This window comes from Nocardia macrotermitis (assembly GCF_009604405.1).
GTDB classification, from domain to species: domain Bacteria; phylum Actinomycetota; class Actinomycetes; order Mycobacteriales; family Mycobacteriaceae; genus Nocardia; species Nocardia macrotermitis.
Genome location: NZ_WEGK01000014.1, coordinates 31,414 through 53,769, shown reverse-complemented (window position 1 = coordinate 53,769; position 22,356 = coordinate 31,414). Strand labels below are relative to the sequence as shown.

Sequence of the window (22,356 nt, the reverse complement as noted above, 5' to 3'; positions counted from 1 at the left end):
CCGCCCCCGTTTTGCACCGATTTCATGGGGCCGTATCTGCCGAACCCCAGCGTTTCGGCCAAGGCCGGTAATGTCGCCGAAGACGTTATGCGCCAAACACTTTCCTTGTTCCCCAGGTAGGCCGCGCTCGGCGACGGATCGGCGCGTCTCAGCCGGCCGCCGGGCGACGCACTCCGTCCAGGCCGCGTTCGAGTAGGGCGAAGATCGCGTCCAGGGCGGCGCGGGGGTCGGGTTCGTCGCCGAGGAATTGGGGGATCTCGAGGACGTAGCGGGCGATGGCGCGGGCGGTGACGTCGTCGGGCTCACGACCGAGGTCGGCGGCGACGGCCGAGGCCAAGGGGGCTTCGCAGCGAATCCACAGGCGGCGGGAGTACTCGCGCAGCGCGGGGGTGCCCATGATCAGCTCGGTGCGTCGTCGCATCTGCGGGCCGGGATCAACCAGGAACGGCCCCCGACCCGCCATGAACTCGCGCAACGCGGCCAACAGCGACTGCCCCGCCGGGCGATCACGCACCGCAGTGAGCAGGCTCTCTCGACGCTCCACACCGTCGTCGAACATCACCGCTTCCTTGCCGTCGGGGACGTGGCGGAACAGCGTCGGCACCGAGATCTCGGCCGCGTCGGCGATCTCCTTGATGCCGACCTGGTCGTAACCCTTCTCCAGAAACAGCCGTTCCGCCGCCTCGGCGAGGGTGCGGCGAGTCCGGGCGTTCTTGCGTTCCCGCAGTCCGGGCGGCTCGGTGGTCATACCCGAACCCTATCAAATGACGTAACTCACTCAGATTCGTTATTGAGTTAAATTTGTTAGTGAGTTACATTTTCTGTGAGAGTTCACCAGCACCACGGAAAGGGATGATCACGATGCACGTCAACATCGAAAACACCGACACCACACCGGTTCTCATCGTCGGCGGCAGTCTCGTCGGCCTGTCCGCGGCGGTTTTCCTGTCCTGGCAGGGCGTGCCGGTCGTCGTGGTCGACAAGCATCACGGCAGTTCACCGCATCCGCGCGCGATCGGGTTCACCACCCGCACGATCGAACACTTCCGCCAGGTCGGCATCGCGGTGCCCACCTCCACGCAGGGCATGAAGCCGCCACGACGCGCCCGCGTGGAGAGCCTGGCCGGGAACTGGCTCGAGGAGTATCCGTGGACGCCGGGCGGTGGCGGCGCGTACGGGGCCGAGCAGTCGCCGGTGCACGCGGCCGCCATCACCCAGGATCGGCTCGAGCCGCTGCTGCGCGACCGGGCGATCGAACTGGGTGCCGAATTGCGTTTGGGCACCGAACTTCTCGGCCTCACCCCGGACGAGCACGGCGTCACCGCCGTCCTGCGCCGCCGCGACGACGACCACGAATACACACTGCGCGCACAGTACGTGGTGGCCGCCGACGGTGGCGACAGTGGCGTGCGCACCGCCCTGGGCATCGAACGGCACGGCGTCGGCCCGCTCTCGGTGCAGCGCAGCATCCTGTTCCGGGCCCCGCTCGAGGAGTACCTCCGGCACGGGGTGGTCCAATTCGAGATCGAACAGCCCGACCTGCGGGCATTTCTGACCACCTACGGTGACGGCCGCTGGGTGCTGATGCTGTCCGACGACGTCGAACGCGACGCCGATCAGCAGATCGAGGTCGTCCGGCGCGCGATCGGCCGCACCGACATGCCGGTCGAACTCGTCACCACCGGCCGCTGGGATCTGAAGGCTCTGATCGCCGACAGCTTCTCGGCCGGGCGCATCTTCCTCGCGGGCGACGCGGCACACCAATTGCCGCCCAACCGTGGCGGTTTCGGCGCCAACACCGGCATCGACGATGCCCACAACCTGGCGTGGAAGCTGGCCGCGGTGTTGTCCGGGAAGTCCGACGCGCGCCTGCTGGACACCTACGACGCCGAGCGCCGGCCGGTCGCGGATCTGCGGCACGATCAACTCTTCGCCCGTGCCGACTACAAGGCGTACCTGCCCGGCGCGCAGTCCGACACCCCCGCGCTCGAGGACTCGGCCATCGAATTGGGTCAGCTGTACCGCTCCACCGCGATCCTCGGCGCGGACCCGTCCCTCCCGGCAGCCGCTCGGCCCGACGAGTGGAACGGTCAGCCCGGCACCCGCGCACCGCACGTGTGGATCACCGTCGACGGGCACGAACGCTCGACGCTGGATCTGATCCGGCACGACTGGGTGCTGCTGTCCCGCGACGCCCAATGGCGTTCCGCGGCAAATGAAGTCGCGAATGAACTGGGCATCGAAGTCGTCTTCGAACAGATCGGCACCGAGGTCGGTATCGCGGACCCCGCAACGCTCGAACAGTCCTATGGCATCGGTCCCACCGGGGCGACGCTGATCCGACCCGACGGCTATGTCGCGTGGCGAATCCCCAGCGCCCCAGGCGATCCGGCGCACGAACTGGCGAACGCCCTGTCCACCGTGGCCGCCGCACCCCGGGCACGAACCAGCTGAAGCCGAATTCATGGTGACTCCGGCTCTCCGGAACGCCGTATGCCATTGCACCGCAGTCGATCACGTGCCGGACGAGTCCTCCATCATCGTGCGGACGCGTCCGAGAACATCCGGGTAACGCCGCAGGTGCGCCCCACCGTTGAGATCGATTGTCGAGCCGGTCATCCATCGGGTGCGGTCGGAGGTCAGGAATACCGCCGCGTCCGCGATCTCCTCGGGGCGACCGCTGCGGCCCAGCGGGGTGTTCTCCAGGTATTCCTCGCGCAGCCCCGGAACCAGTGCGACACCGGCGACCAGCGGGGTGTCGACCAGGCCCGGAGAGATGGCGTTGACGCGGATGCCGCGTTCGGCGAGTTCGAGGGCGGCGACCTCGACCAGCATCAGCACACCGGCCTTCGCGGCGCAGTAGGCCGCCATGCCGGTGCCGGGTTGGCGGCCGTTGAGGGAGGCGATGCAGACTATGCTGCCGCCGTCGGCGAGATGGCGTCCGGCGTGTTTGACCACCAGGAAGGTGCCGGTCAGGCAGACGTCGACGGTCGTGCGCCAGCCGGACAGTTCGAGTTCGGTGATCGGGCCGGGGACCGAGACGCCCGCGCAGTGCACGACCGCGTGCGCACCGGCCGCCGCGGCGAAGACCTCGGCGACCGAATCCTCATCGGTCACATCCATGCGCGCGGAGGTGACCGCGTCACCCAGCTCGTCTGCCAGACGGGCGGCGGCATCCGCGTCGATATCGGCGATCACCACCCGGTATCCGTCGGCGGCCAGCGCGCGCACCGTGGCCGCACCGATTCCCGACGCCCCACCCGTCACGACTGCCGTGCGAATTTCCGGTGCGCTCATGCGGTCCGCTCCTTTTGTGCCACATCCGCGAGATGTCTACTCAGGAAACGGATCTGGTGTGTCACCGCGGCATCGAACCACGCCTGCCCCGGGAAGATGTCGAAGTGATCGCACGGATAGTGCCGCACCTCCGCACGCGCGGTGAAGGCAACCTTCGCGGCGGCGTGCGGTGGGGCGACCCGGTCGAAGTCGGCGATCTGCACCAGTACCGGCGCGTCGATCCGGGTCACCTGTCGGCCGACCCGATAGTTGCCGATCTCGAGCCCGACCGCGGCGTCCACCTCGTTGCGCCAGGTCGGACCAGCGAGGGCGAGATAGTTCTCGTAATATCCCTCGGCGGTCAGCGCGGCACGCTCACCCGGGCGTCCGACCAGCGGCATCATCACCGGCTCGCGGCCCACCCGCGCGGCGACCGCACTGCGCACCGCCGTCACGGTCGATCCGGCGATCGCCCCCGCACCCAGCTGCTCGTACGCGAGCTTGCCCGCGGCCGCGCCCGAAACCAGCGGAACCATCGCGATCACCGCGCACACATCGGAACGATCCGCAGCGACGGTCAGCGCGTGCCCGCCCGACATCGACACACCCCACACCACCACCCGCGCGGGATCCACCCCGGGCTGCCGCCCGGCAGCCGCGATGGCGGCCCGATAGTCCTGCGCCTGTTCGACCATCGAAACCCGTTGCCGCCGAGCACCTCCCGAGGAACCGAACCCTCGGTAGTCGAATGCGAACACGGCCAGGCCGCTGTCACGCAGACCACGCGCGAACGGTGCGAGACCGGAATCCTTCGTCCCGCCGAAACCGTGCGCCATCACCACCACCGGTGAGCCCGCACCCCGATCGAACGGCGTCTGCACGGTAGGTTCGAAAAACCATGCATCGCAATCGGTTCCGTGCGAATTGAAGGTGACCTCACGAAAATCCTCGCTCACCGTTCCACCTCCTGCGTCAACGTCGGCGCACCGGCCCGTGACCACGTCGGCGGACCTTCCGCCGCCGCCCGCCGAGCCCCGGCGGGCAACTCCCGCGTCCGCATATCGTGTTCGTAGAGAAAGTAATCGACCTGCTGGGTGTGCCGGGGCCGGTCCAGCATATGGCCGGTGTAGCGCTGCTGATCGGCGACGATCACGCGGTGCATTTCGGCCTCGGAAGGCAGGCGGTAGCGGCCGAACGCATACGCACCGATCAACCGCGCCTGGCACTCGACGAACGGGAACAGCGTCGGCGTCGACTGCGCGAACCCCGCGAACACCAGATCGTCCATGCCGGGCAGGAACATTCGCTTGTAGAGATCTATCCGGTTGTCCGGAGCGCTGATGAAATCCGGGTCGAAGAACGGGAAGGTGATGTTGTAACCCGTTGCGTAGATGATGATGTCGAACTCATCGCTGCTGTCGTCCTCGAAATATACTGTGCGCCCGTCGAATCGGGTGATATTCGGTTTCGGCAGCACGTCGCCGGAGCCCAGGCGCAGCGGCAACTCCACCGACTGCGTCGGATGCGCCTCGAAGAAGTTGTGGTTCGGCGTGGGCAGCCCGTAGTTCTCCGGCCGTCCCGCGGTCAGCGGCTGCCCCCACTGCGCGATCTTGCGCTGCCAGGACAGCGGCACGTAAGGGCTTGTGCGGTAATACTTGTCGGCCGGACGACCGGCGATGTACTTGGGCACGATCCACGCGCTCGACCGGGTGGAGAGCGTGAGCTTGTTGCCCAGCGCCTTCGAGGACAGCTCAACCGCGATATCGGCCGCGCTGTTTCCCAAGCCCACCACCAGGATTCGCCGATCCCGGAAATCCAGCGGCGTGCGCGGATCGATGTAGTGGTGCGCGTGCATGGTCTCGCCGGTGAACTCGCCCGGGAAGTTCGGATAGCGCGGATCCCAGTGATGCCCGTTGGCCACCACCAGCAGATCGAATCGCCGGGTCTCGCCATGCTGGGTGTCGAGCTCCCAGCCGCCACCGGACAGCCGCCGCGCGTGCGTCACACCGTTGCCGAATTCGATGGCCGACGTGAGATCGAAAGCGGCGCAATAGTCGTCGAGATACTGCTTGATCTCGGTGTGGTGCGGGAAGTCCGGGTAGCGCTCGGGCATCGGGAAGTCGCGGAAGGACAGCTGGTGTTTCGACGTGTCGATGTGCAGTGAGCGATACGCACTGGAGTGACCGTTCGGATTGCCGAACGCCCAGTTGCCGCCGACCCGATCCGAGGATTCGAAGCACACGTACGGCACGCCGTAGTCGTTGAGCATCTTGCTCGCGGTCAGTCCGCTGATACCGGCCCCGATCACGGCCGTCCGCGGTAGATACATCCTCGATCCCTTCCGAGCCCAGTAGACACATGGAGAATTCTGTCTACGGTAGACAGAATCTCAGATCTGTCTACGGCTTGCTATGGTTTTCACGAAACCAGATCCGGCCGATGCGGATCTTCGACCGGAAGCGGGGCGTGTGACCGAGGCACCGACGACGCAGGTGGTGGACCGACTGCTCGATGCCGCCCAGATACTGCTGGCGCGCAAGGGAATCCGGGCCACCACCGTCAGCGAGGTGGCCGAGGAGGCCGGTGTGTCCCGGGCCTGGTTGTACCGGCACTTTCCGGACAAGTCGACGCTGCTGGGCGCGGCGATCGTGCGCCTGAGCGACTCCTATTGGAACGATGCCAGAGCCGAACTGGACACTCTGGACACCTTCACCGACCAACTCGTCGCGGGCGTGCGAATCGGCCGCCGCACCTACGACGATCCCGGTGCGCTCCCGCTGCGTCTGCGCATGACCGAGCCCGAGGAGTTCGCCGCCTGCGCTGGGGCGGGTGTGTCGGGATTGGTGCCGGACCTGGCCTCGTTCTGGCTGCCCTATGTCCGGGCCGCGAGCGAGCGCGGTGAAATCCATGCCGGGCACGACCTGACCGAAGTCGCCGAATGGGTCGCGCGAGTGCTGATCACGCTCGGAACGATTCCCGGTGAAACCCTCGACGCCGACGATCCTGCCGCAATCCTGCGGCATATGCGCCGCTTCGTCCTGCCGGGTCTACGGAACGATCCGCTCGGCGAATCCTGAACAGCCACAGGGGAACCGGCCTGTCAGTGGTGCCGACGGCCTACCAGTGCCATGTCGGCACAATGGATTACGGCACGTTTCTTGCACTGGTTGGACGAACTGTGCGGTACTCCAGGATCAGGCCAGCGCATCCGGGAGCAAGTCGTGTACGGCGGCGGCGCTGCGGGCGAGCATCGTCAGGAACATGCGGTCACCGCGTTCGGTGGGTTGTGCTGCGCCGCAACCGAAGACGATGATCAGCGGGGCCTGGATCAGGGAGGTCGCGTAGTCGCGACGGCAGTCTTCCAGTGCGTAGCCGGTGACACCGTGTTCGAGCAGGGCCGCGTGATAGTCGGCCAGCAGGCCCTGTTCGGCGGCGCGGCGATCCTCGATGGTCAGGCTGGTGGAGAGCAGAAACGCAATGTCGCGCAACGGTTGTCCGGGCGTGATGGTCTGCCAGTCGATGACGGTGGCGGTATCGTCGGGGCCGAACATGACGTTGTCCACCCGCAGATCACCGTGCAGCAGGGCGAAATGCTCGATCGGAGCGACCAGCCACTCCCCCGCGGTCGCCTCCAGCCAGTCCAGCAGGGCGGATTCGGGTGCGGTGAGACGGTCGGCGAATCGGTCCCGGAAGCTCGAAGTCATCGGGGCGAGAACCGATTCCATCAGTTCGCGATCCGCGTCCGTCGGCAGGGCGAGTCCCGGTTCGTGCAGCAACGTCTCGTCGGACCAGCGGGGCCCGTGCAGTCCGGCCGCCGCCACCGCGACCGCGCGGGCCTGCGCCACCGTGCATCCGGCGATCTGATCACCCTGTTCGGCGGGCGCGAGATCGTCCAGTAGCAAAAGGAATTCGCTGCCGGACTCGGAAACCGCCGAGGCATGACAGCGCGGCACCGGCACCCGGACCGTCGAGGCGAGATTGCGATAGAACCGCACCTCGTTGCGGAATGCGCCGGATCCGAACTCGCGCTGCGCTTTCGGGCCGGTGGCGAGTTTGGCGACCATGCGCGGCGGTAGTTCCGTCGCGCCTCGGTAGGTCAGGTCCAGGCGGAAGGACCCGGCCATCTGACCCGAGCCTATCGGGGTGGCGGCCACCGACTCCACGACCACGTCCCGGCCCGCATCGCGCAGCACAGCGGTGAGGCATTCGGGAGTGAGTTCGGTTGCGTCCGTGGGGATATCGGCCGGGTCGGTCATCGCTTCTCCTCTGTACCGCTGCGGTACGCCGCAACGATCGGCTGCAATTCCCCCGGTGTGAACACCACCGCACCAGCCTCCACAAACGCGGCATCCGGAATCAACGCCCCCGCCCCGCACCGGCCTCCACCGCAACCTCGACACCCCGCCCCACCAAACCCGCAACAATCTTCGGCACCAACGCAACCCGACGCTCACCGGGAATCACCTCACGCACGACACCAACACGTGTACGCTCCCCGCTCCCCGGCGGCGCGACACCGACTCCGACCTGCACTGTCTCCACTGTCGGAATTCCTTTCCCGAGAATCGAAAGCTGGTTCCCCGGCGAACGCCGGGCATCACGGCCGCGAACCGACCGCCTGAAAGCTGTTACCGCACAACCGAATCACTGCGACCCGCCGCCGATCGCAACGCCCCGTGCTCCCCTCCACCACGGCGACCCTCGACCCGCAGCCCAGCGAGAACGGTCAGCGCCATAACCGTGATCGCACCACACCGACCACCGAATCGCCGCCGACCACAACCGACGCCACCGCATGGCCCACACGGTCACCACCGATACCTCCGGCACCGCCGCCAACCTGAGCGACTCCACCGTCCAGCCGTTTCATGCGGGTGACCGTAACACAATCCTGAACACTTATATAGACACTAGTCCAGACACAAGCCCATCACAGACGCACGCGCACATCCACAACCAACAAACCGACACCAGAACCGCAGTCGCACACCACGACCCCACAGCCGTACTCCCAACGAATTTCCGGCGCGACACAACGCCGGGTCGCCACCCCGTCGACGCACAGCCGCCACTCGCCCGCACCACACCGAATGCCACCGACCCGGCACAACCCGACGCCGCCGACCCCGAAATCCCGGAACTGGATCAGGCGACCGAACCGCGCGAGCACACCGAACTGGACGAATTCGTCGCGCCGCAGGTCACTCGGGCGGTCACCGATGGGCGCAGCCTCGACCTGACCCGCAACCATCCTTCGGCAATCTGTCTCTGTTCGAAGTCACCGAGGCCCGGATCGAATTCGCCGTAGACCGCATATAGCTATGGCGCGCAAGCAAATTCGACCCGATGACACCCACCGCCGACGCAACCGAACTATTCAGCCAGGAACTGCGCGAGGCCATGCCCCACACGATCCGGGTCACCGGTGGATGCGACAGCTGGTACATCGGCCCGGACGGGACGCCCACGATCTGGCCTTGGACCGATGCGCGGCACAAGGAATTGCTCGGCCACCTCGAACCGCGAGATTGGGAGATCAGAGAGCCGTACACGCAGTCGACGGCATCGACCGGATGGGAGAAACCGATCACCATCTGCCCCGCAGACAACTTCCCGATCGCCGCACCCGAAGGCGAGGCAACCTCGGCCACCACCGACCACCCGCGAGGCCGATGTCGAACTCAACATCGACGTGCTCCACGGATCCCCGCCCCGCCACGAACGCCACATTCGGGATAGTCAGCTCAAAACGTAACCGGCACAACCTTGTTCGGCACGATCGACCGAGTCCACGCCGCCATCGCACGCTCACTACGAGCTTGCAGCACGAGCCGCCCAGGCCCGACGAACTCGGTGAACGCCTTACTCGGCAGCGACGGTCCGTCGTCCAACTCCCCGCCCCGACTACCCGGCCCACCCGACGCGTGCATGGTGCACCGAGTGACCAGGTCGTAGCCGACGACGTAACTGCTCTCCACCACGACCCCCTCCCCCGGCGCGAGGTCGACGATCTCGCCGCCACCCAGCGCCCACAGCACGACTCGCCCGCTCCCCTCCACCAGCATCCCTGGGATCACGCCGAGGTCGTACCCGGGATCGGGCGACGCGGTGGCACCCGAACGCAGTTGCGGCTCCAGCGACACCTGCTCCGAACTCCCCAACCAATTCCGCCGGTTCACGAAATACGAACGGTCCGAATCGATCTCGAGTTCGACCACCTCGCCGGGCAACGGTGCCGCCAGTTCCAGCCAACCGCCGCCGCTCCCGAACGCCTCGGCGACCATGCGGAATTCCGGTCGAGTCGGCACCGGAGGCCGCCCCCGCGACGACGCCTGTTCCACGCCCGACGTATCGCGCGCCCGCATCCGAACGCCCGCCGAATACATCCGCACCGCCTCGGGATGCACCCGCATCTGCTCCCCGCCCGCGAGAACGCACCGCCCCACGGCCGAGAAGGAATGCCGCCGTACCTCGACCTCCATGCCGCGACCCTAATGAGCCGCGCCCCGGATGTCGCGGGATTTTGCGCTACCGCACCCGTACACCTATCCGAGAGTTACTCTCACTCGAAGAGTTGATACCACATAAAGGAGAACTCATGCTCAGAGTCGTGCAGTGGGCGACCGGCGGCGTCGGCAAGGCCGCGATCGAGGCCGTGCTGCGGCATCCGGAACTCGAGCTCGCCGGGTGCTACGTCCATTCCGAGGACAAGAACGGCCGGGATGTCGGCGAGATCCTGGGCGTCGACCCGATCGGGGTCACCGCCTCGAACGACATCGACACCATCCTGGCGCTCGACGCCGACGCGGTGGTCTACTCCCCGCTGGTGCCGAATCCCGAAGAGGTGACCCGGATTCTGTGTTCGGGCAAGAATGTCGTCACCCCGGTGGGCTGGTTCTATCCGGGCGAGCGCGATGCCGCGCTCGCGCAGGCGGCCGTGGACGCCGGAGTCACCCTGCACGGCACCGGTATCAATCCGGGCGGCGCGACCGAACTGCATCCCCTGGTGCTCTCGGCGATGTCCTCGGCGGTGACTTACGTTCGCGCGGAAGAGTTCTCCGATATGCGCACCTACAACGCACCCGATGTGCTGCGCTGGGTCATGGGCTTCGGCGGCACGCCCGAGGAGGCGTACAAGAGCCCGATGCTCGGCCTGCTGTCCGGCGGGTTCACCCAGTCGGTGCGCATGTGCCTGGACACGCTCGGTTTCGCCGAGGCCACCATCGGCACCGAACACGAGGTCGCGGTCGCCACCGCGCCGATCGATTCGCCGATGGGTGTCATCGAGCCGGGAAATGTTGCCGCGCAACGCTTCCAATGGATCGCGAAGATCGGCGAACAGGTCGTGGTGCGGATCGCGGTCAACTGGCTGATGGGCGAGGAACATCTCGAACCGGCGTGGGAGTTCGGCCCGCAGGGCGAACGCTACGAGATCGAGATCAACGGCGACCCGGACACTTTCGTGGTCATCCACGGCTGGCAGCCCGCGACCGTCGCCGAGGGCCTGCGCCGCAATCCCGGCATCGTGGCCACCGCCAACCACTGCGTCAATTCGATCCCCTATGTCTGCGCCGCCGCACCCGGTGTCAGAACCTGCCTGGAACTGCCCGTGGTCGCCGGACGCGCCCACCCGGACCTGGCAGCCCATGGCTGAACCACCCGAGCCACAACAGATTTCGCTCCGCGACCGACAGAAGGCACGCATCCGCGCGGACATCCACCGCGCGGCCCTGCACCTGTTCGCCGAACGCGGATTCGACGCGGTGACCACCGAGGAGATCGCCGCGGCCGCCGGAATCGGCCACAGCACCTATTTCCGCTACGTGGCGAACAAGAGCGATCTGCTGCTGGGTGCCCTGCACAGCGGCGGCGCGGCCATCGTGGCGAATCTGGAACGCAGACCGCCCGACGAAGCCGCGGAATCCGCACTGGCCCAATCGATTCTGGAACGTAGCCGAACCTTCACCACCGACGAGGACTCGATTCGGCACTGGCGCACCGCGATCCGCGGCGCACCCCATCTGCTGGACCGGGTCGCGCTCATCGAACCACCCGATCGCGCCCGACTCGTCGAACTCGTCACCGCCCGCATCGGAACCTCCACCCCGGACGATCTGCGCGCCGCCCTGCTCGTGCACACCCTGCTCGCCGCCGCCGAATTCGCCTACCAGCGCTGGCTTTCCAGCGACGACCCGGCCGGACCGACCCTGCACCACCTCACCGAACGCGCACTCGACGGCGTGCGTAACCAATGCTGGAGGTAACACCACTGTGAAGAATCCCAAACTCCCCGGACCGGAAATGCCGCTCACCCAAGATCGGATGAATGTCGGCCGAGCACACCATATCCGGGCTATCTTCGCCCGATGGAGCGCAGTGTGAGACTCTCCCGCCGCGCCGCCCTGCTGTCGGGCGGCGCACTGGCCGGTGCGTTGGCGATCGGCCCGCGGGCGACCGCGCGAGCCGATCAGCCGGTGTGCCCGCCCCGATACCCGGGATACTCCGCACAGGACTGGGCAAAACCGTTCTCGCGCTTCATGACCGGCCATACCCTCCCGGCCCCGGATCCGGTCCGCGCCGCCTTCGACGGACCGCCCGTCGCGGCCACCCGTATCCCCGATTTCACCGAGCTGACCCGCGATCTGGCACCCACGGGCTACTTCCCGATCGAAACCGGCTACGGGCAGACCACCACCGGAATATCCTGGGTCGCCTGCCGCACCGAGATGCCCCGGGTGACCGCGCGGATGTGGGACTGGTGGTTCGGCTGGCATTCGAACGATTCGGCCCGCTACAAACTCTGGCATCCCGACGCGCACATGTACGCCGCCATCGCAGTCGACAAGACCGCGGCTCCCGTGCCCGATCGGAACCGCTACGTCGGCAACACCTCCTACGTCGACGAGTACATCGGCCCGAAACTCCAGCAGCTCGCGATCCGTTTCGAGGACCCGGTCCGGCACGGATTCACCGTGCCCGACGGGCACACCGTCGTCTTCGGCCGGGTGGGCAGTTCGGTCGCGCCGGTCGATCTGGGCTGGCTCGCGCATCAGGTCCGTCCGGTGCCCGGCGGGGTGGAGATGCGCAGCCGCTTCTACCTGAACATGTACGGACTGCACGTCCCCGACGCGCGACAAGCGTTGTGCGCCACCGGACGTGGCGCCGCGGTCGACCCTCGCGATGTCGTCCTGGGTATGGATGTCGCGCGGAATCTACTGATGCACTGCGGGCAGGAGATGCACCACCTGTCCCGCTTCCTGCCCGAGCTGTACGCGGCGTTCGGGCACTGAACTACGTCAATCCCCCACGCCCGCAGCGAGATACGCCTTCAACGCCGACAGGGTCGCGGCCAGCAACGCGTCCAACGACGAGTCCGCATCCTCCAGCCACTGCTCGTAGGCACTGAGCGCCAATGCCAATGTCACCTGTCCGGCGGTGCGCGGCAACAGCTCTCGGGGATCCGCCCCGAACCGCCGCGCCACGAAATTCGTGATCACCGCCCGCCACTGCTGATAGCGCAACACCGAATGCGCTTGCAGCGCAGGGGTTGCCAGGATCAGGCGCATACGTTGCCGATGTGAGGCGACCGCGCCGGGATCGAGCCGGTTGAATTCGATGACCGCGCGCTGCACCGCCTCGTGCACCGGAACATCCTCGGGCATATCGTCCAGATGCCGCGCCAGATGGACCAGGCTGGCGTCGAACTGTCCCCACGGGATGTCGTTCTTGGATTTGTAGTAGCGGAACAGCGTCCGGCGGCCCACCCCGACCGCGACGGCGATGTCGTCCAGGGATGTCGCGTCGAAGCCGTGTTCGGCGAACAGCCGGAAGGCGACCGCCTCGATCGCTCCGTGATCGGTGGCCGGGGGCCTGCCCGGTGATTTGCGCACTCGGTCGCTCACCCAGCGAAGTTAGCAGAATCCGTCCGACCCCTTCCTTTATGGCCTCCGGTGCCATTATTATCCAGATCACATATTCAGCACTCCGAAGGAGCGTCATGAGCGAGCACAACCGCACCACCACCCAGCAGACCCAGGCCGAGGTCCAGCTCGACCCCACCGACAGCCTCGTCGAGGACGTCTCGATCGACGGCATGTGCGGTGTCTACTGACGTGAACGAGACCGCCTGTGCCGAAGGATCTTTCGACGCCCGGTCGGCATGGCAGCTGGCCCCGACGGTCTCGCTTCGCAGCGAGCCCTTCGGGGCACTGGCCTACGACTTCCACACGCGCAAGCTCTCGTTCCTGAAATCGGTGCAGCTGGTCGGCGTCGTCGAACAGCTCGCCGAATGCCCCTCGGCACTGTCCGCGATCGACCGCGCCGGAGTCCCGGCGAACGAGCAGCAACGGTATGTGTCCGCGCTCGCCGCCCTGGCGCGCAGCAAGATGATCACCCCTCGAAAGCCGGAGGCCCGCACTCCATGACGACTCTGCTTCCCGACCCCGCACCCGCTCCTGCCCCCGTTCCCAAGCTGATCGAGCAGTTCGAACGCGGTCTCAACGCCCCGATCTGCCTGACCTGGGAACTCACCTACGCCTGCAACCTGGCGTGCGTGCACTGCCTGTCCTCGTCCGGCCGCCGCGACCCGCGCGAGCTGAGCACCGAACAGTGCAAGGCCGTCATCGACGAGTTGCAGCGCATGAAGGTCTTCTACGTCAACATCGGCGGCGGCGAGCCCACCGTGCGCAGCGACTTCTGGGAGTTGCTCGACTACGCGGTCGCACACGACGTCGGCGTCAAATTCTCCACCAACGGCGTGCGCCTGACCCCCGAGCGCGCGGCGAAACTCGCCGCCACCGACTACGTGGACGTGCAGATCTCCCTCGACGGCGCGACCGCCGAGGTCAACGACGCGGTCCGCGGCCCCGGATCGTTCGACATGGCCACCCGCGCCCTGCAGAACCTCGCCGACGCCGGATTCCGCGACGCGAAGATCTCGGTCGTGGTGACCAGGCACAACGTCAACCAGCTGGACGAGTTCCAGGCGCTGGCCGACCGCTACGGCGCGACGCTGCGGCTGACCCGGCTGCGCCCGTCCGGCCGCGGCGCGGACACCTGGGACGAGCTGCACCCCACCGCCGCGGATCAGCGCGTGCTCTACGACTGGCTCATGGCCAACGGCGAATCGGTGCTCACCGGCGACTCGTTCTTCCACCTGGCCGCGTTCGGCGAATCGCTGCCGGGCCTGAACCTGTGCGGTGCGGGCCGGGTGGTGTGCCTGATCGATCCGATCGGGGACGTCTATGCCTGCCCGTTCGCCATTCACGACACCTTCAAGGCCGGAAATCTGCTCACCGACGGCGGATTCAACCGCGTCTGGCAGGAATCCGCGCTGTTCGAGGAGTTGCGGCGGCCCACCGGCGGCGGCGCGTGCGCGTCCTGCAACTTCTACGACGCCTGCCGCGGCGGCTGTATGGCGGCGAAGTTCTTCACCGGACTGCCACTGGACGGCCCGGATCCCGAATGCGTGCAGGGATACGGCGAATCGCTGCTGGCCGACCGGACGCCCGGCGAGACGCCCAAACCCTCGCAGGATCACTCCCGCACCGGTAAGAAGCGGGCCGTCACGCTCGGCATGCCCGTCCGCATGCCCAGCCGCGCCTGCTCCGAAAGCCCTGTCTAGACAAGGAATCCCGAATGCCCAACGCCTGGTTCGAGACGGTCGCCGAAGCTCAGCGCCGCGCTCGTAAACGTCTGCCGAAGTCGGTGTACAGCGCACTGCTGGCCGGTTCCGAGGCAGGCGTGTCCTATGACGACAACACCGCCGCCTTCCGCGAGCTCGGCTTCGCGCCGCACGTGGCCGGACTGTCGGACACCCGCGATCTGTCCACCTCCGTTCTCGGACAGGACATCTCGATGCCGGTGCTGATCTCGCCGACCGGGGTGCAGGCCGTGCACCCCGACGGTGAGGTCGCGGTCGCCCGCGCCGCCGCCGCCCGGGGCACCGCCATGGGGCTGAGTTCGTTTGCGAGCAAACCACTTTCGGACGTGCTCGAGGCGAATCCGCAGACGTTCTTCCAGTCCTACTGGATGGGCGATCGCGACACCATGTCCCGGCGTTTGCAGGAGGCCCGCGAGGCCGGGGCGAAAGGGCTGATCGCGACGCTGGACTGGTCGTTCTCCAACGGCCGCGACTGGGGTTCGCCCACCATCCCGGAGAAGCTCGACTTCAAGGCGATGCGCCAGAATGCGTTGAGCGTCATGGCCCGTCCGCGCTGGGCGTACCAATTCGCCAGGGCGCGTACGATTCCCGACCTGACCACGCCGAATCTCACGCCGCCCGGCGGTAAAGCGCCGACCTTCTTCGGCGCGTACTACGAGTGGATGCAGACGCCGCTGGCCACCTGGGACGATATCGCCTGGATGCGCAAGGAGTGGGACGGCCCGTTCATGCTCAAGGGCATCTGCCGCATCGATGACGCCCGCCGCGCCGTCGACGCCGGTGTCACCGCGATCTCGGTGTCCAATCACGGCGGCAACAACCTGGACAGCACCCCGGCCCCGATCCGGTGCCTGCCCGCCATCTCCGGCGCGGTCGGCGATCAGGTCGAGATCCTGCTGGACGGCGGAATCCGGCGCGGCAGCGATGTGGTCAAGGCCGTCGCGCTGGGTGCGCGGGCGGTGATGATCGGGCGCGCGTACCTGTGGGGTCTGGCCGCCAACGGGCAGGCCGGCGTGGAGAACGTGCTCGACATCCTCAGGGGCGGAATCGATTCCGCGCTGCTGGGGCTGGGCAAATCGTCCATTCGGGAGCTCACCCCCGAGGATGTCATCGTGCAACCCGGATTCGCCCGGACGCTCGGCGGCTGAGAAATGCCTGCGCTCGCCGCCGCCCGCTACCCGGACCTGCCCGAGCGCCCGCGGGTGCTCGTGCCGGTCGGTGCGACCGAGCAGCACGGGCCGCATCTGCCGCTGTGCACCGATACCGTCATCGCGACCGAGGTCGCGCGGCGGGTCGGTGCGCGGACCGGCAGTTGGGTGGCGCCGGCGATCGCGTTCGGGGCCAGCGGCGAGCATCAGGGGTTTCCCGGGGTGTTCTCGGTCGGCACCACGGTATTGACCGAGATGATCATCGAACTCACCCGCTCGCTGGCATTGTGGGCGGGTGAGGTGGTGTTCGTGAACGGGCACGGCGGCAATGTCGCCGCCTTGCGCGCGGCGGTGGAAACCCTTCGCACGCAAGGGCATACCGTGCGATGGCTGCCGTGCGCGGTGCCCGGTGACGCGCATGCCGGATATACCGAGACCTCGATCATGCTGTATCTCTCGCCCGCGGATGTCGCGCTGGATCTCGCCGTCGCGGGCAATGTCGAGCCGCTGCCGGAGTTGATGGATCGCTTGCGGCACAACGGGGTTCGGGCGGTGTCACCCAACGGTGTGCTCGGGGATCCGGCCGGGGCCGATGCGCGAGCGGGAGAGGAACTGGTCGATCGGATGGTGCGGAGGATTGTCGATGAGCTCGGGTGAACGGGCCGCCCTGGTGACCGGGGCCGCGCGTGGGGTCGGCGCGGCCACTGTGCGCGAGTTGGTGCGCCGGGGATATCGGGTGAGCGCCATCGATGGCTGCGGGACCGGGGCGGTGCCGTCCGGGGTGCGGTATCCGCTTGCCTCCCAAGCGGAATTGGATGCGGTGGCGGCGACGGATCCGGATCGGATTCTGCCGGTGGTGTGCGATGTGCGTGCGCCCGAACAGCTTCGGGATGCCGTCGAGCGGACGCTGAGCCGGTTCGGTCGGCTCGATGCGGTGGTGGCGGCGGCCGGAATCATCGCCGGTGGTCGACCACAGTGGGAGACACCGGAATCCGATGTGCGTTCGTTGCTCGAGGTGAATGCGCTGGGCGTGTGGAATACCGCCGCCGCGACGGTTCCGGTCATGCTGGCCGGGCCCGATCCGGCCGGGTGCCGGTTCGTCGCGGTCGCCTCGGCGGCCGGCGAACGGGGCCTGTTCCATCTGGCCGGGTACGCGGCGAGTAAACATGCGGTCATCGGGATCGTGCGAGGATTGTCGGCGGATCTGGTCGGCACCGGGATGTCGGCGGTCGCGGTATCGCCCGGTGCGACCCGCACCGAGATGCTCACCGCCACCGCCGCGCTCTACGACGATATCGATGATCCGGCCGAACTCGCTGCGCACCAAGGGCTTCGGCGCGTGCTCGAACCCGAGGAAATCGCCGCCACCATCGCCTTCTGTTGTTCGGCGGAGGGTGCGGTGTTGAACGGGTCGGTGGTGCGGGCCGAGGGCGGGTTCGGAACGTGAGCGGCTCGGCTGGGCTCGCGGTCGGCACCGGTATCAGACTCGGCGCGAGCGTTCGCCGGTTCGCCGAGGGGCGGTTGTTGTTCGGTGGCAGCCCTACCCGGCTGTTGCGGATCCGCCCGGCCGCTGCTGAGATACTGGGTGCGACAGGCGAATTCACCATCTCCGACAAGGTGACCGCAGCTCTCGCCGACTCACTGCTCGGACTCGGGCTCGCCGAGATCACCTCGGTCCCCGAGCCCGTGTCGCTCGATCAGCTCACTGTCGTTGTGCCGGTACATGATTCGCCAGAAGCACTGCGGCGACTACTGACGGGCCTGGTCGACGTGCGAGTCGTGGTCGTCGACGACGCCTCACCGGACGCACTCGCACACGCCCGTGTCGCGAAGGAATTCGACGCCACCCTCATCCGACTCGACACCAACTCCGGTCCCGCCGCCGCACGCAACACCGGATTACGTGCCGTGACAACACCTTTCGTAGCCTTCTGCGACGCCGACACCGTGCCGCACGGCGACGACCTGCAACGCCTGCTGACCCACTTCGCCGACACCCGCGTCGCCGCGGTCGCCCCACGCATCCTCGGCCTGGAAGGTCCCCGCGCGAACTGGATCACCCGCTACGAAAACGCCCACTCCTCCCTGGACCTCGGACCCACATCGGCTGTCGTACAACCACTTTCCCGCGTCGGCTGGGTCCCCGCGGCCTGCCTCCTGGCCCGCGTCGACGCCCTCGGCCCCGGCTTCGACGAATCCATGCGAGTCGGCGAAGACGTCGACCTCATCTGGCGCCTGACCAACACCGGCGCACTGGTCCGCTACATCGCCGACGTCACCATCCGCCACGAACACCGCCGCACCCCCCTCCCCTGGCTCACCCGCAAATACCTCTACGGCACCAGCGCCGCCCCCCTGGCCACCCGCCACGGCGAACAAGTGGCCCCCGCCGCCCTCCCCCCCGCCCTGGCCCTCTCCGCAGCCGCCCTACTACTCCAAACCCGCTGGGCCACACTGCTATCCGCCACAGCTTTCCTGACCCACGCCAAACACATCCACACCCGCCTCCGAAAAGTACAAGCCCCACCCCACCTCGAAGCCGAACTGATCACCCGAGCCGCCACCGACACCCTCCGCCAAACCGCGACCCTCCTCCTCCGCCACTGGCTCCCCCTCCCCCTTCTCCTCCTCCCCCTCTCCCGCCGAGCCCGCCGCGCCACCGCCGCCGCCCTCCTCATCGACACCATCACCGAATACCGCACCCACCACCCACCAGGCCACATCGCCCCCCACCTCCTGGCCCACCGCCTCGACGACACCGCCTACGCCCTCGGCGTCTGGCACAGCGCCCTCCACCACCGCACCCCCAAACCCCTTCTCCCCCACATGATCCGCACCAAACCCAAGCCGAGACAGCCCTGATCCACCTGTCACGAGCCTCCTCGTCCGGTGCTGAATCCGCAGCAGCTTCCCGACAGATCGCCTCCGGCAGCCACGGTCCAGCGGTGGTCGTCACATCCTCGGCGACACATCGGCCGGGTGGAAATCGTTGCCGCCCAACTACATCGAGCGCATCATGTCCGTCAGGAGACGCCGGGAGCGACCGGTGGCCAGGAATCGCCCCATTGCACATCCCTTGCGTGGCGGTAGGTTTCGCCTTGGCGTTTGGAGATCAGGGTAGGGGTGATGGCGTTGGTGGGAGTGCAGACCTGGAGGGTTACCAGGCCCTTGCGTTTGAGGGGGTGGCGCAGGATGCGGCCGGGGGCTCGGGGTGTGGGGGTGCGGGTGGCGATGACGTAGGAGAATTTTTCGTCTTCGTGGCCCAGTTCCGCGCCTTTGAGTCTGCGGTGCAGGGAGGTTCGGGTGATGCGGGCGCTGAAGTGGCACCAGTCGGTGGTGTCGGCGAGGGGGCAGGTGTCCTGGTGGGGGCAGGGGGCGGCGAGTGACATGCCCGCGGTGATGAGGGTTTCGCGGGCGGCGAGGATGCGGCGGTGGCCGTCGGGGGTGCCGGGTTCGATGACGATCACCGCATCCGCGACCACGCATGCCTGCTCGACCACCGACGCTTGGTCCGGTGGCGAAAGTTCGCTCAGGACATAGGAAATCGCGGCCAGGTCCGCTCGATCGGCGGTTCGCAGATCCGTGACGACGCCTCGACGCCAGACCGCGGCACGAACCACGTCGGGCTCGGCGCCGACGGCGATCCGTCGGCCGAGTTGCAGCGCCTCGTCCACCTGATCCAGCACCACGGCCCCGGTCAGCGACGGAAACGCCTCCGCCGCCGCCCACAGCGCCGCACCCGTACCACCGCCGATATCCAGGAACGACCGCGGCCGGAAATCAGGCGCCAGCTCCTGGAACTGCCCGAGCGCGTGGCGAACCGCGGCCCAGGTCGCGGGCATGCGGTAGGCCGCGTAGGCGGTCACGTCGGCGGCCGAACCGAGAATCGGGGACGCGGCCGGACGCGGATCGCGGTATCGCGAGATCAACCGCTCCACCGAGGCGGCCAACTGCCGCTCGGGAACCCCCGCACACGCCCGTTCGAGCCCCTCGACGAGTTCGACAGGCAGGTCCACCCGAATCCCCTTCGATACATATATGCGCTGGCCGGACCGTCATTCTGTCATGCGGAATCCGCGCGCCCCACCCCGGACGTCGTCAGCGATACAACCCGCGCAACGCCCGGCACGCCGCCTCGACGATCTCCTCGGGCGTCGCCTCGATCGCCCCGTCCAGCCACGCGGTGACCAACTCGGCCATCCCGCCGATGAACAGCAGACCGGAGGTCTCGTCGGCGATCCGGCTGCGCCCCGAACCACCGATCCAGGACCGCACGTCGATCGCCGACTCATGAGCCAGGTGACGCAGCAATTCGGTTCTCCTGCGGCGCAATTCGGGCACCGCCACCGATTCCACGATCGCGACCCGTCCCTTGCGCGGATCCTCGACAAGCAACCGCACGAACGCGCTGATCGACGCCCGCATCCGCACTTCCGGATCGTTCCCGGCGGCATCGGCGGCGGCGCGGCTGATCTCCTCGATCTCGGCCGCGATCCGATTCAGCACGGCCTCGAGCAATGCGTCGAGTCCGCTGAAACTCTCGTAGAAATACCGCTCGCTCAGCCCGGCCTCGGCGCACACGGCGGTCATCGTGGTGCGGATCGCCGGATCGGCCCACACCGTCAACCCCGCCTCGAGCAGGCGCGATCGACGTTCGGTGGCACGCTCGGCAGCGGTCGCCCCGCGATAGACCCCTGATTGCACGGCCATCGCCCCAGCATGCCACAGCCGGAAATATCCCGAAGGTTGACAGGACGCCCTTCCTGAATCAGGCTGGGCGTGAGCGCCATCACAGAAGCGGAGGTACGCGATGACGGCCGACACCTTGGAAACCAAGCCGATCCCGGCGCTGCTGCGGGAGGACCGCGGCCTGCCTCTGCTCGGACAGTTACTGGAGTTCGCCAAAGATCCGGTGGCCCTGTTCCAGCGCGAATGGGATCACTACGGCCCGGTCGCGCCCATGTACACGCTCGGCCGCACCGCGGCCCTGCTGCTCGGCCCGGACTCGTGCGGTCAGGCGCTGCTGAACAAGGACGGCGCCCTGGCCAACGAACCGGCCTGGTCGCAACTGGTCGGCCCGTTCTTCCAGGGCGGGCTCATGCTCATCGACTTCGACGAGCACAAACGGCATCGGCGCATCCTGCAGCAGGCGTTCACCCGCCCGCGCCTCCAGGCGTACACCGAGCGCCTGCATCCGGCCATCGAAAAGGGTGTGGCGCACTGGGATACGAGCGAATCCTTCCCCTCCTACTGGAAGCTCAAGCAGCTCACCCTCGACATCGCCGCGGACCTGTTCATGGGTGGCGCCGAGGACACCGGCCCCGCCGAGATGGACCGGGTCAACAAGGCGTTCATCGCGTGTGTGCAGGCCGCGGCCGGGATCGTGCGCGGCAACATCCCGTTCACCCGCTGGGGCCGGGCCTATCACGGCCGCCGGGTGCTGGAGGATTTCCTGCGGCACTATCTCCCGGCCCGGCGCGCCGAGCAGACCGACGACATCTTCTCGGTGCTGTGCCACATCGAGGACGAGGACGGCGCCCGCTTCAGCGACGACGACGTCGTCAACCACATGATCTTCCTGATGATGGCCGCGCACGACACCTCCACCATCACCACCTCCACCATCCTGCAACACCTCGGCCAGCATCCGCAGTGGCAGGAACGCTGCCGGGCCGAGGCGCTGGCGTTGGGCCCCGCGCCGACGACGGCCGAACTCGAGGGTCTGCAATCCATCGATCTGGTCATGCGCGAGGCGTTGCGGCTGCGCGCCCCGGTCCCGGTGGTGGTCCGCTACGCGGTGAAAGACACTGTGATCCAAGGGGTTCGGATCCCCGCGGGCACCGATGTGATCGTCGGCATCCAGTTCAGCCACCTGATGCCGGAGTACTGGACCGACCCGTTCACCTTCGATCCCGATCGCTTCGCCCCCGACCGCCGCGAGGATAAATCCCACCGCTTCGCCTGGGAACCGTTCGGCGGCGGCGCGCACAAATGCCTCGGCATGCATTTCGGCGGCCTGGAGGTGAAGGCGATCATGCACCGCCTGCTGCGCGACTACCACTGGAGTGTGGACCCCACGTACGTCCCGCCCCTGGATTACCACTCCCTGCCGTTCCCCAAGGACGGACTCCCGATCACGTTCATCCGCAACTGATCTCGTCCCGGAAACCGTACAGACCCGTCGGCCGCACGAACTCTCGACTCATCGTGACCAGTCGACGGGGTAATCCCGCACGGCCACACCTGATTCCACGTCGCAGCACCGCAGTC

The 22,356-nt window shown here is 67.4% G+C and carries 23 protein-coding genes and 1 pseudogene; 13 read left to right on the top strand and 11 right to left on the bottom strand.

The genetic code is table 11. The annotated features are described in order from the left end of the window. Positions 1 to 148: 148 nt before the first annotated feature. On the bottom strand, positions 149 to 748 hold the full coding sequence (locus tag NRB20_RS27945; RefSeq protein WP_153414259.1) for a TetR/AcrR family transcriptional regulator: 600 nt from the start codon (positions 746 to 748) through the stop codon (positions 149 to 151). 113 nt (positions 749 to 861) lie between these two features. Between NRB20_RS27945 and NRB20_RS27940 the strand changes: the two genes are divergently transcribed. Beyond that, entirely contained in the window at positions 862 to 2,454 is a 1,593-nt protein-coding gene (locus NRB20_RS27940; protein WP_153414257.1) for an FAD-dependent monooxygenase, read from the top strand. Between the two features lie 60 nt (positions 2,455 to 2,514). On the opposite strand, the gene NRB20_RS27935 is transcribed toward NRB20_RS27940, so the two are convergent. From NRB20_RS27935 to NRB20_RS27925, 3 genes are read right to left on the bottom strand one after another with little or no spacing between them, the layout of a single operon-like run. Continuing rightward, on the bottom strand, positions 2,515 to 3,297 hold the full coding sequence (locus NRB20_RS27935; protein WP_153414255.1) for an SDR family NAD(P)-dependent oxidoreductase: 783 nt from the start codon (positions 3,295 to 3,297) through the stop codon (positions 2,515 to 2,517). Beyond that, positions 3,294 to 4,232, bottom strand: coding sequence for an alpha/beta hydrolase (locus NRB20_RS27930; RefSeq protein ID WP_319945490.1), 939 nt, complete (start codon positions 4,230 to 4,232; stop codon positions 3,294 to 3,296). Before NRB20_RS27930 ends, NRB20_RS27935 begins: the two co-directional genes overlap by 4 nt. Further along, positions 4,229 to 5,605 (bottom strand): flavin-containing monooxygenase, encoded by a 1,377-nt coding sequence (locus NRB20_RS27925; RefSeq protein ID WP_153414253.1) that lies wholly within the window; start codon positions 5,603 to 5,605, stop codon positions 4,229 to 4,231. The genes NRB20_RS27930 and NRB20_RS27925 overlap by 4 nt, the downstream gene beginning before the upstream one ends. 139 nt (positions 5,606 to 5,744) lie before the next feature. On the opposite strand from NRB20_RS27925, the gene NRB20_RS27920 reads away from it, so the two are divergent. Further along, on the top strand, positions 5,745 to 6,353 hold the full coding sequence (locus tag NRB20_RS27920) for a TetR/AcrR family transcriptional regulator (RefSeq protein WP_319945489.1): 609 nt from the start codon (positions 5,745 to 5,747) through the stop codon (positions 6,351 to 6,353). Positions 6,354 to 6,470: 117 nt separating this feature from the next. Here the strand turns inward: NRB20_RS27920 and NRB20_RS27915 are convergent, their stop codons facing one another. From NRB20_RS27915 to NRB20_RS27900, 4 genes and pseudogenes are all read right to left on the bottom strand, one after another. After that, the gene (locus NRB20_RS27915) at positions 6,471 to 7,532 is read right to left on the bottom strand and encodes a phosphotransferase family protein (protein WP_153414249.1); all 1,062 of its coding nucleotides are present in this window, start codon (positions 7,530 to 7,532) and stop codon (positions 6,471 to 6,473) included. Between the two features lie 53 nt (positions 7,533 to 7,585). Continuing rightward, positions 7,586 to 7,818, bottom strand: a pseudogene (locus NRB20_RS38515) (NAD(P)(+) transhydrogenase (Re/Si-specific) subunit alpha); the annotation flags it as partial. A gap of 388 nt (positions 7,819 to 8,206) precedes the next feature. Next, positions 8,207 to 8,527 (bottom strand): hypothetical protein, encoded by a 321-nt coding sequence (locus NRB20_RS27905; RefSeq protein WP_153414247.1) that lies wholly within the window; start codon positions 8,525 to 8,527, stop codon positions 8,207 to 8,209. Positions 8,528 to 9,020: 493 nt separating this feature from the next. Beyond that, entirely contained in the window at positions 9,021 to 9,758 is a 738-nt protein-coding gene (locus NRB20_RS27900) for an AIM24 family protein (protein ID WP_153414245.1), read from the bottom strand. 116 nt (positions 9,759 to 9,874) lie between these two features. Here NRB20_RS27900 and NRB20_RS27895 point away from each other — a divergent pair, with 116 nt between their 5' ends. From NRB20_RS27895 to NRB20_RS27885, 3 genes are all read left to right on the top strand, one after another. Next, positions 9,875 to 10,930, top strand: a complete 1,056-nt coding sequence (locus NRB20_RS27895; RefSeq protein ID WP_153414243.1) for an NAD(P)H-dependent amine dehydrogenase family protein — start codon at positions 9,875 to 9,877, stop codon at positions 10,928 to 10,930. After that, positions 10,923 to 11,540: a TetR family transcriptional regulator gene (locus tag NRB20_RS27890; RefSeq protein WP_153414241.1), complete on the top strand. Its 618-nt coding sequence runs from the start codon at positions 10,923 to 10,925 to the stop codon at positions 11,538 to 11,540. The genes NRB20_RS27895 and NRB20_RS27890 overlap by 8 nt, the downstream gene beginning before the upstream one ends. Positions 11,541 to 11,642: 102 nt before the next feature. After that, positions 11,643 to 12,566, top strand: coding sequence for a DAPG hydrolase family protein (locus NRB20_RS27885; protein ID WP_153414239.1), 924 nt, complete (start codon positions 11,643 to 11,645; stop codon positions 12,564 to 12,566). A 6-nt stretch (positions 12,567 to 12,572) separates the two neighbouring features. Here NRB20_RS27885 and mftR read toward each other — a convergent pair whose 3' ends face one another. Continuing rightward, entirely contained in the window at positions 12,573 to 13,178 is a 606-nt protein-coding gene (gene mftR, locus NRB20_RS27880; RefSeq protein WP_319945488.1) for a mycofactocin system transcriptional regulator, read from the bottom strand. 95 nt (positions 13,179 to 13,273) lie between these two features. On the opposite strand from mftR, the gene mftA reads away from it, so the two are divergent. Genes mftA through mftF form a run of 7 tightly spaced genes read left to right on the top strand, consistent with a single transcriptional unit; the run spans position 13,274 to position 18,948 of the window. Continuing rightward, on the top strand, positions 13,274 to 13,387 hold the full coding sequence (gene mftA, locus NRB20_RS27875; protein ID WP_153414237.1) for a mycofactocin precursor MftA: 114 nt from the start codon (positions 13,274 to 13,276) through the stop codon (positions 13,385 to 13,387). Between the two features lies 1 nt (position 13,388). Further along, complete coding sequence (gene mftB / locus NRB20_RS27870) at positions 13,389 to 13,700, top strand: mycofactocin biosynthesis chaperone MftB (RefSeq protein WP_319945487.1); 312 nt, start codon at positions 13,389 to 13,391, stop codon at positions 13,698 to 13,700. After that, positions 13,697 to 14,899 (top strand): mycofactocin radical SAM maturase, encoded by a 1,203-nt coding sequence (gene mftC, locus NRB20_RS27865; RefSeq protein ID WP_153414235.1) that lies wholly within the window; start codon positions 13,697 to 13,699, stop codon positions 14,897 to 14,899. Before mftB ends, mftC begins: the two co-directional genes overlap by 4 nt. A gap of 14 nt (positions 14,900 to 14,913) precedes the next feature. Further along, complete coding sequence (gene mftD / locus NRB20_RS27860; protein WP_153414233.1) at positions 14,914 to 16,086, top strand: pre-mycofactocin synthase MftD; 1,173 nt, start codon at positions 14,914 to 14,916, stop codon at positions 16,084 to 16,086. Positions 16,087 to 16,089: 3 nt separating this feature from the next. Next, the gene (mftE, locus tag NRB20_RS27855; RefSeq protein ID WP_153414231.1) at positions 16,090 to 16,743 is read left to right on the top strand and encodes a mycofactocin biosynthesis peptidyl-dipeptidase MftE; all 654 of its coding nucleotides are present in this window, start codon (positions 16,090 to 16,092) and stop codon (positions 16,741 to 16,743) included. Next, the gene (locus tag NRB20_RS27850; RefSeq protein ID WP_153414229.1) at positions 16,730 to 17,533 is read left to right on the top strand and encodes a mycofactocin-coupled SDR family oxidoreductase; all 804 of its coding nucleotides are present in this window, start codon (positions 16,730 to 16,732) and stop codon (positions 17,531 to 17,533) included. Before mftE ends, NRB20_RS27850 begins: the two co-directional genes overlap by 14 nt. Next, positions 17,530 to 18,948: a mycofactocin biosynthesis glycosyltransferase MftF gene (gene mftF, locus NRB20_RS27845; protein ID WP_194290034.1), complete on the top strand. Its 1,419-nt coding sequence runs from the start codon at positions 17,530 to 17,532 to the stop codon at positions 18,946 to 18,948. Before NRB20_RS27850 ends, mftF begins: the two co-directional genes overlap by 4 nt. Positions 18,949 to 19,109: 161 nt before the next feature. Here mftF and NRB20_RS27840 read toward each other — a convergent pair whose 3' ends face one another. Beyond that, positions 19,110 to 20,102: a small ribosomal subunit Rsm22 family protein gene (locus NRB20_RS27840; protein ID WP_319945486.1), complete on the bottom strand. Its 993-nt coding sequence runs from the start codon at positions 20,100 to 20,102 to the stop codon at positions 19,110 to 19,112. Between the two features lie 82 nt (positions 20,103 to 20,184). Next, positions 20,185 to 20,796 (bottom strand): TetR/AcrR family transcriptional regulator, encoded by a 612-nt coding sequence (locus tag NRB20_RS27835; protein WP_153414226.1) that lies wholly within the window; start codon positions 20,794 to 20,796, stop codon positions 20,185 to 20,187. Positions 20,797 to 20,896: 100 nt separating this feature from the next. Between NRB20_RS27835 and NRB20_RS27830 the strand changes: the two genes are divergently transcribed. After that, positions 20,897 to 22,240: a cytochrome P450 gene (locus NRB20_RS27830; RefSeq protein ID WP_153414224.1), complete on the top strand. Its 1,344-nt coding sequence runs from the start codon at positions 20,897 to 20,899 to the stop codon at positions 22,238 to 22,240. Positions 22,241 to 22,356 lie beyond the last annotated feature (116 nt).

What these genes read in the sequence shown, in the direction of transcription:
- NRB20_RS27900 (WP_153414245.1), bottom strand. Translation starts at nt 9,758, where the DNA reads ATGGAGGTCGAGGTACGGCGGCATTCCTTCTCGGCCGTGGGGCGGTGC.
- NRB20_RS27915 (WP_153414249.1), bottom strand. Translation starts at nt 7,532, where the DNA reads ATGACCGACCCGGCCGATATCCCCACGGACGCAACCGAACTCACTCCC.
- NRB20_RS27890 (WP_153414241.1), top strand. Translation starts at nt 10,923, where the DNA reads ATGGCTGAACCACCCGAGCCACAACAGATTTCGCTCCGCGACCGACAG.
- NRB20_RS27850 (WP_153414229.1), top strand. Translation starts at nt 16,730, where the DNA reads ATGAGCTCGGGTGAACGGGCCGCCCTGGTGACCGGGGCCGCGCGTGGG.
- NRB20_RS27925 (WP_153414253.1), bottom strand. Translation starts at nt 5,605, where the DNA reads ATGTATCTACCGCGGACGGCCGTGATCGGGGCCGGTATCAGCGGACTG.
- mftC (WP_153414235.1), top strand. Translation starts at nt 13,697, where the DNA reads ATGACGACTCTGCTTCCCGACCCCGCACCCGCTCCTGCCCCCGTTCCC.
- mftD (WP_153414233.1), top strand. Translation starts at nt 14,914, where the DNA reads ATGCCCAACGCCTGGTTCGAGACGGTCGCCGAAGCTCAGCGCCGCGCT.
- NRB20_RS27835 (WP_153414226.1), bottom strand. Translation starts at nt 20,796, where the DNA reads ATGGCCGTGCAATCAGGGGTCTATCGCGGGGCGACCGCTGCCGAGCGT.
- mftE (WP_153414231.1), top strand. Translation starts at nt 16,090, where the DNA reads ATGCCTGCGCTCGCCGCCGCCCGCTACCCGGACCTGCCCGAGCGCCCG.
- NRB20_RS27935 (WP_153414255.1), bottom strand. Translation starts at nt 3,297, where the DNA reads ATGAGCGCACCGGAAATTCGCACGGCAGTCGTGACGGGTGGGGCGTCG.
- NRB20_RS27905 (WP_153414247.1), bottom strand. Translation starts at nt 8,527, where the DNA reads ATGGTTGCGGGTCAGGTCGAGGCTGCGCCCATCGGTGACCGCCCGAGT.
- mftA (WP_153414237.1), top strand. Translation starts at nt 13,274, where the DNA reads ATGAGCGAGCACAACCGCACCACCACCCAGCAGACCCAGGCCGAGGTC.
- NRB20_RS27895 (WP_153414243.1), top strand. Translation starts at nt 9,875, where the DNA reads ATGCTCAGAGTCGTGCAGTGGGCGACCGGCGGCGTCGGCAAGGCCGCG.
- NRB20_RS27830 (WP_153414224.1), top strand. Translation starts at nt 20,897, where the DNA reads ATGACGGCCGACACCTTGGAAACCAAGCCGATCCCGGCGCTGCTGCGG.
- NRB20_RS27945 (WP_153414259.1), bottom strand. Translation starts at nt 748, where the DNA reads ATGACCACCGAGCCGCCCGGACTGCGGGAACGCAAGAACGCCCGGACT.
- NRB20_RS27940 (WP_153414257.1), top strand. Translation starts at nt 862, where the DNA reads ATGCACGTCAACATCGAAAACACCGACACCACACCGGTTCTCATCGTC.
- NRB20_RS27885 (WP_153414239.1), top strand. Translation starts at nt 11,643, where the DNA reads ATGGAGCGCAGTGTGAGACTCTCCCGCCGCGCCGCCCTGCTGTCGGGC.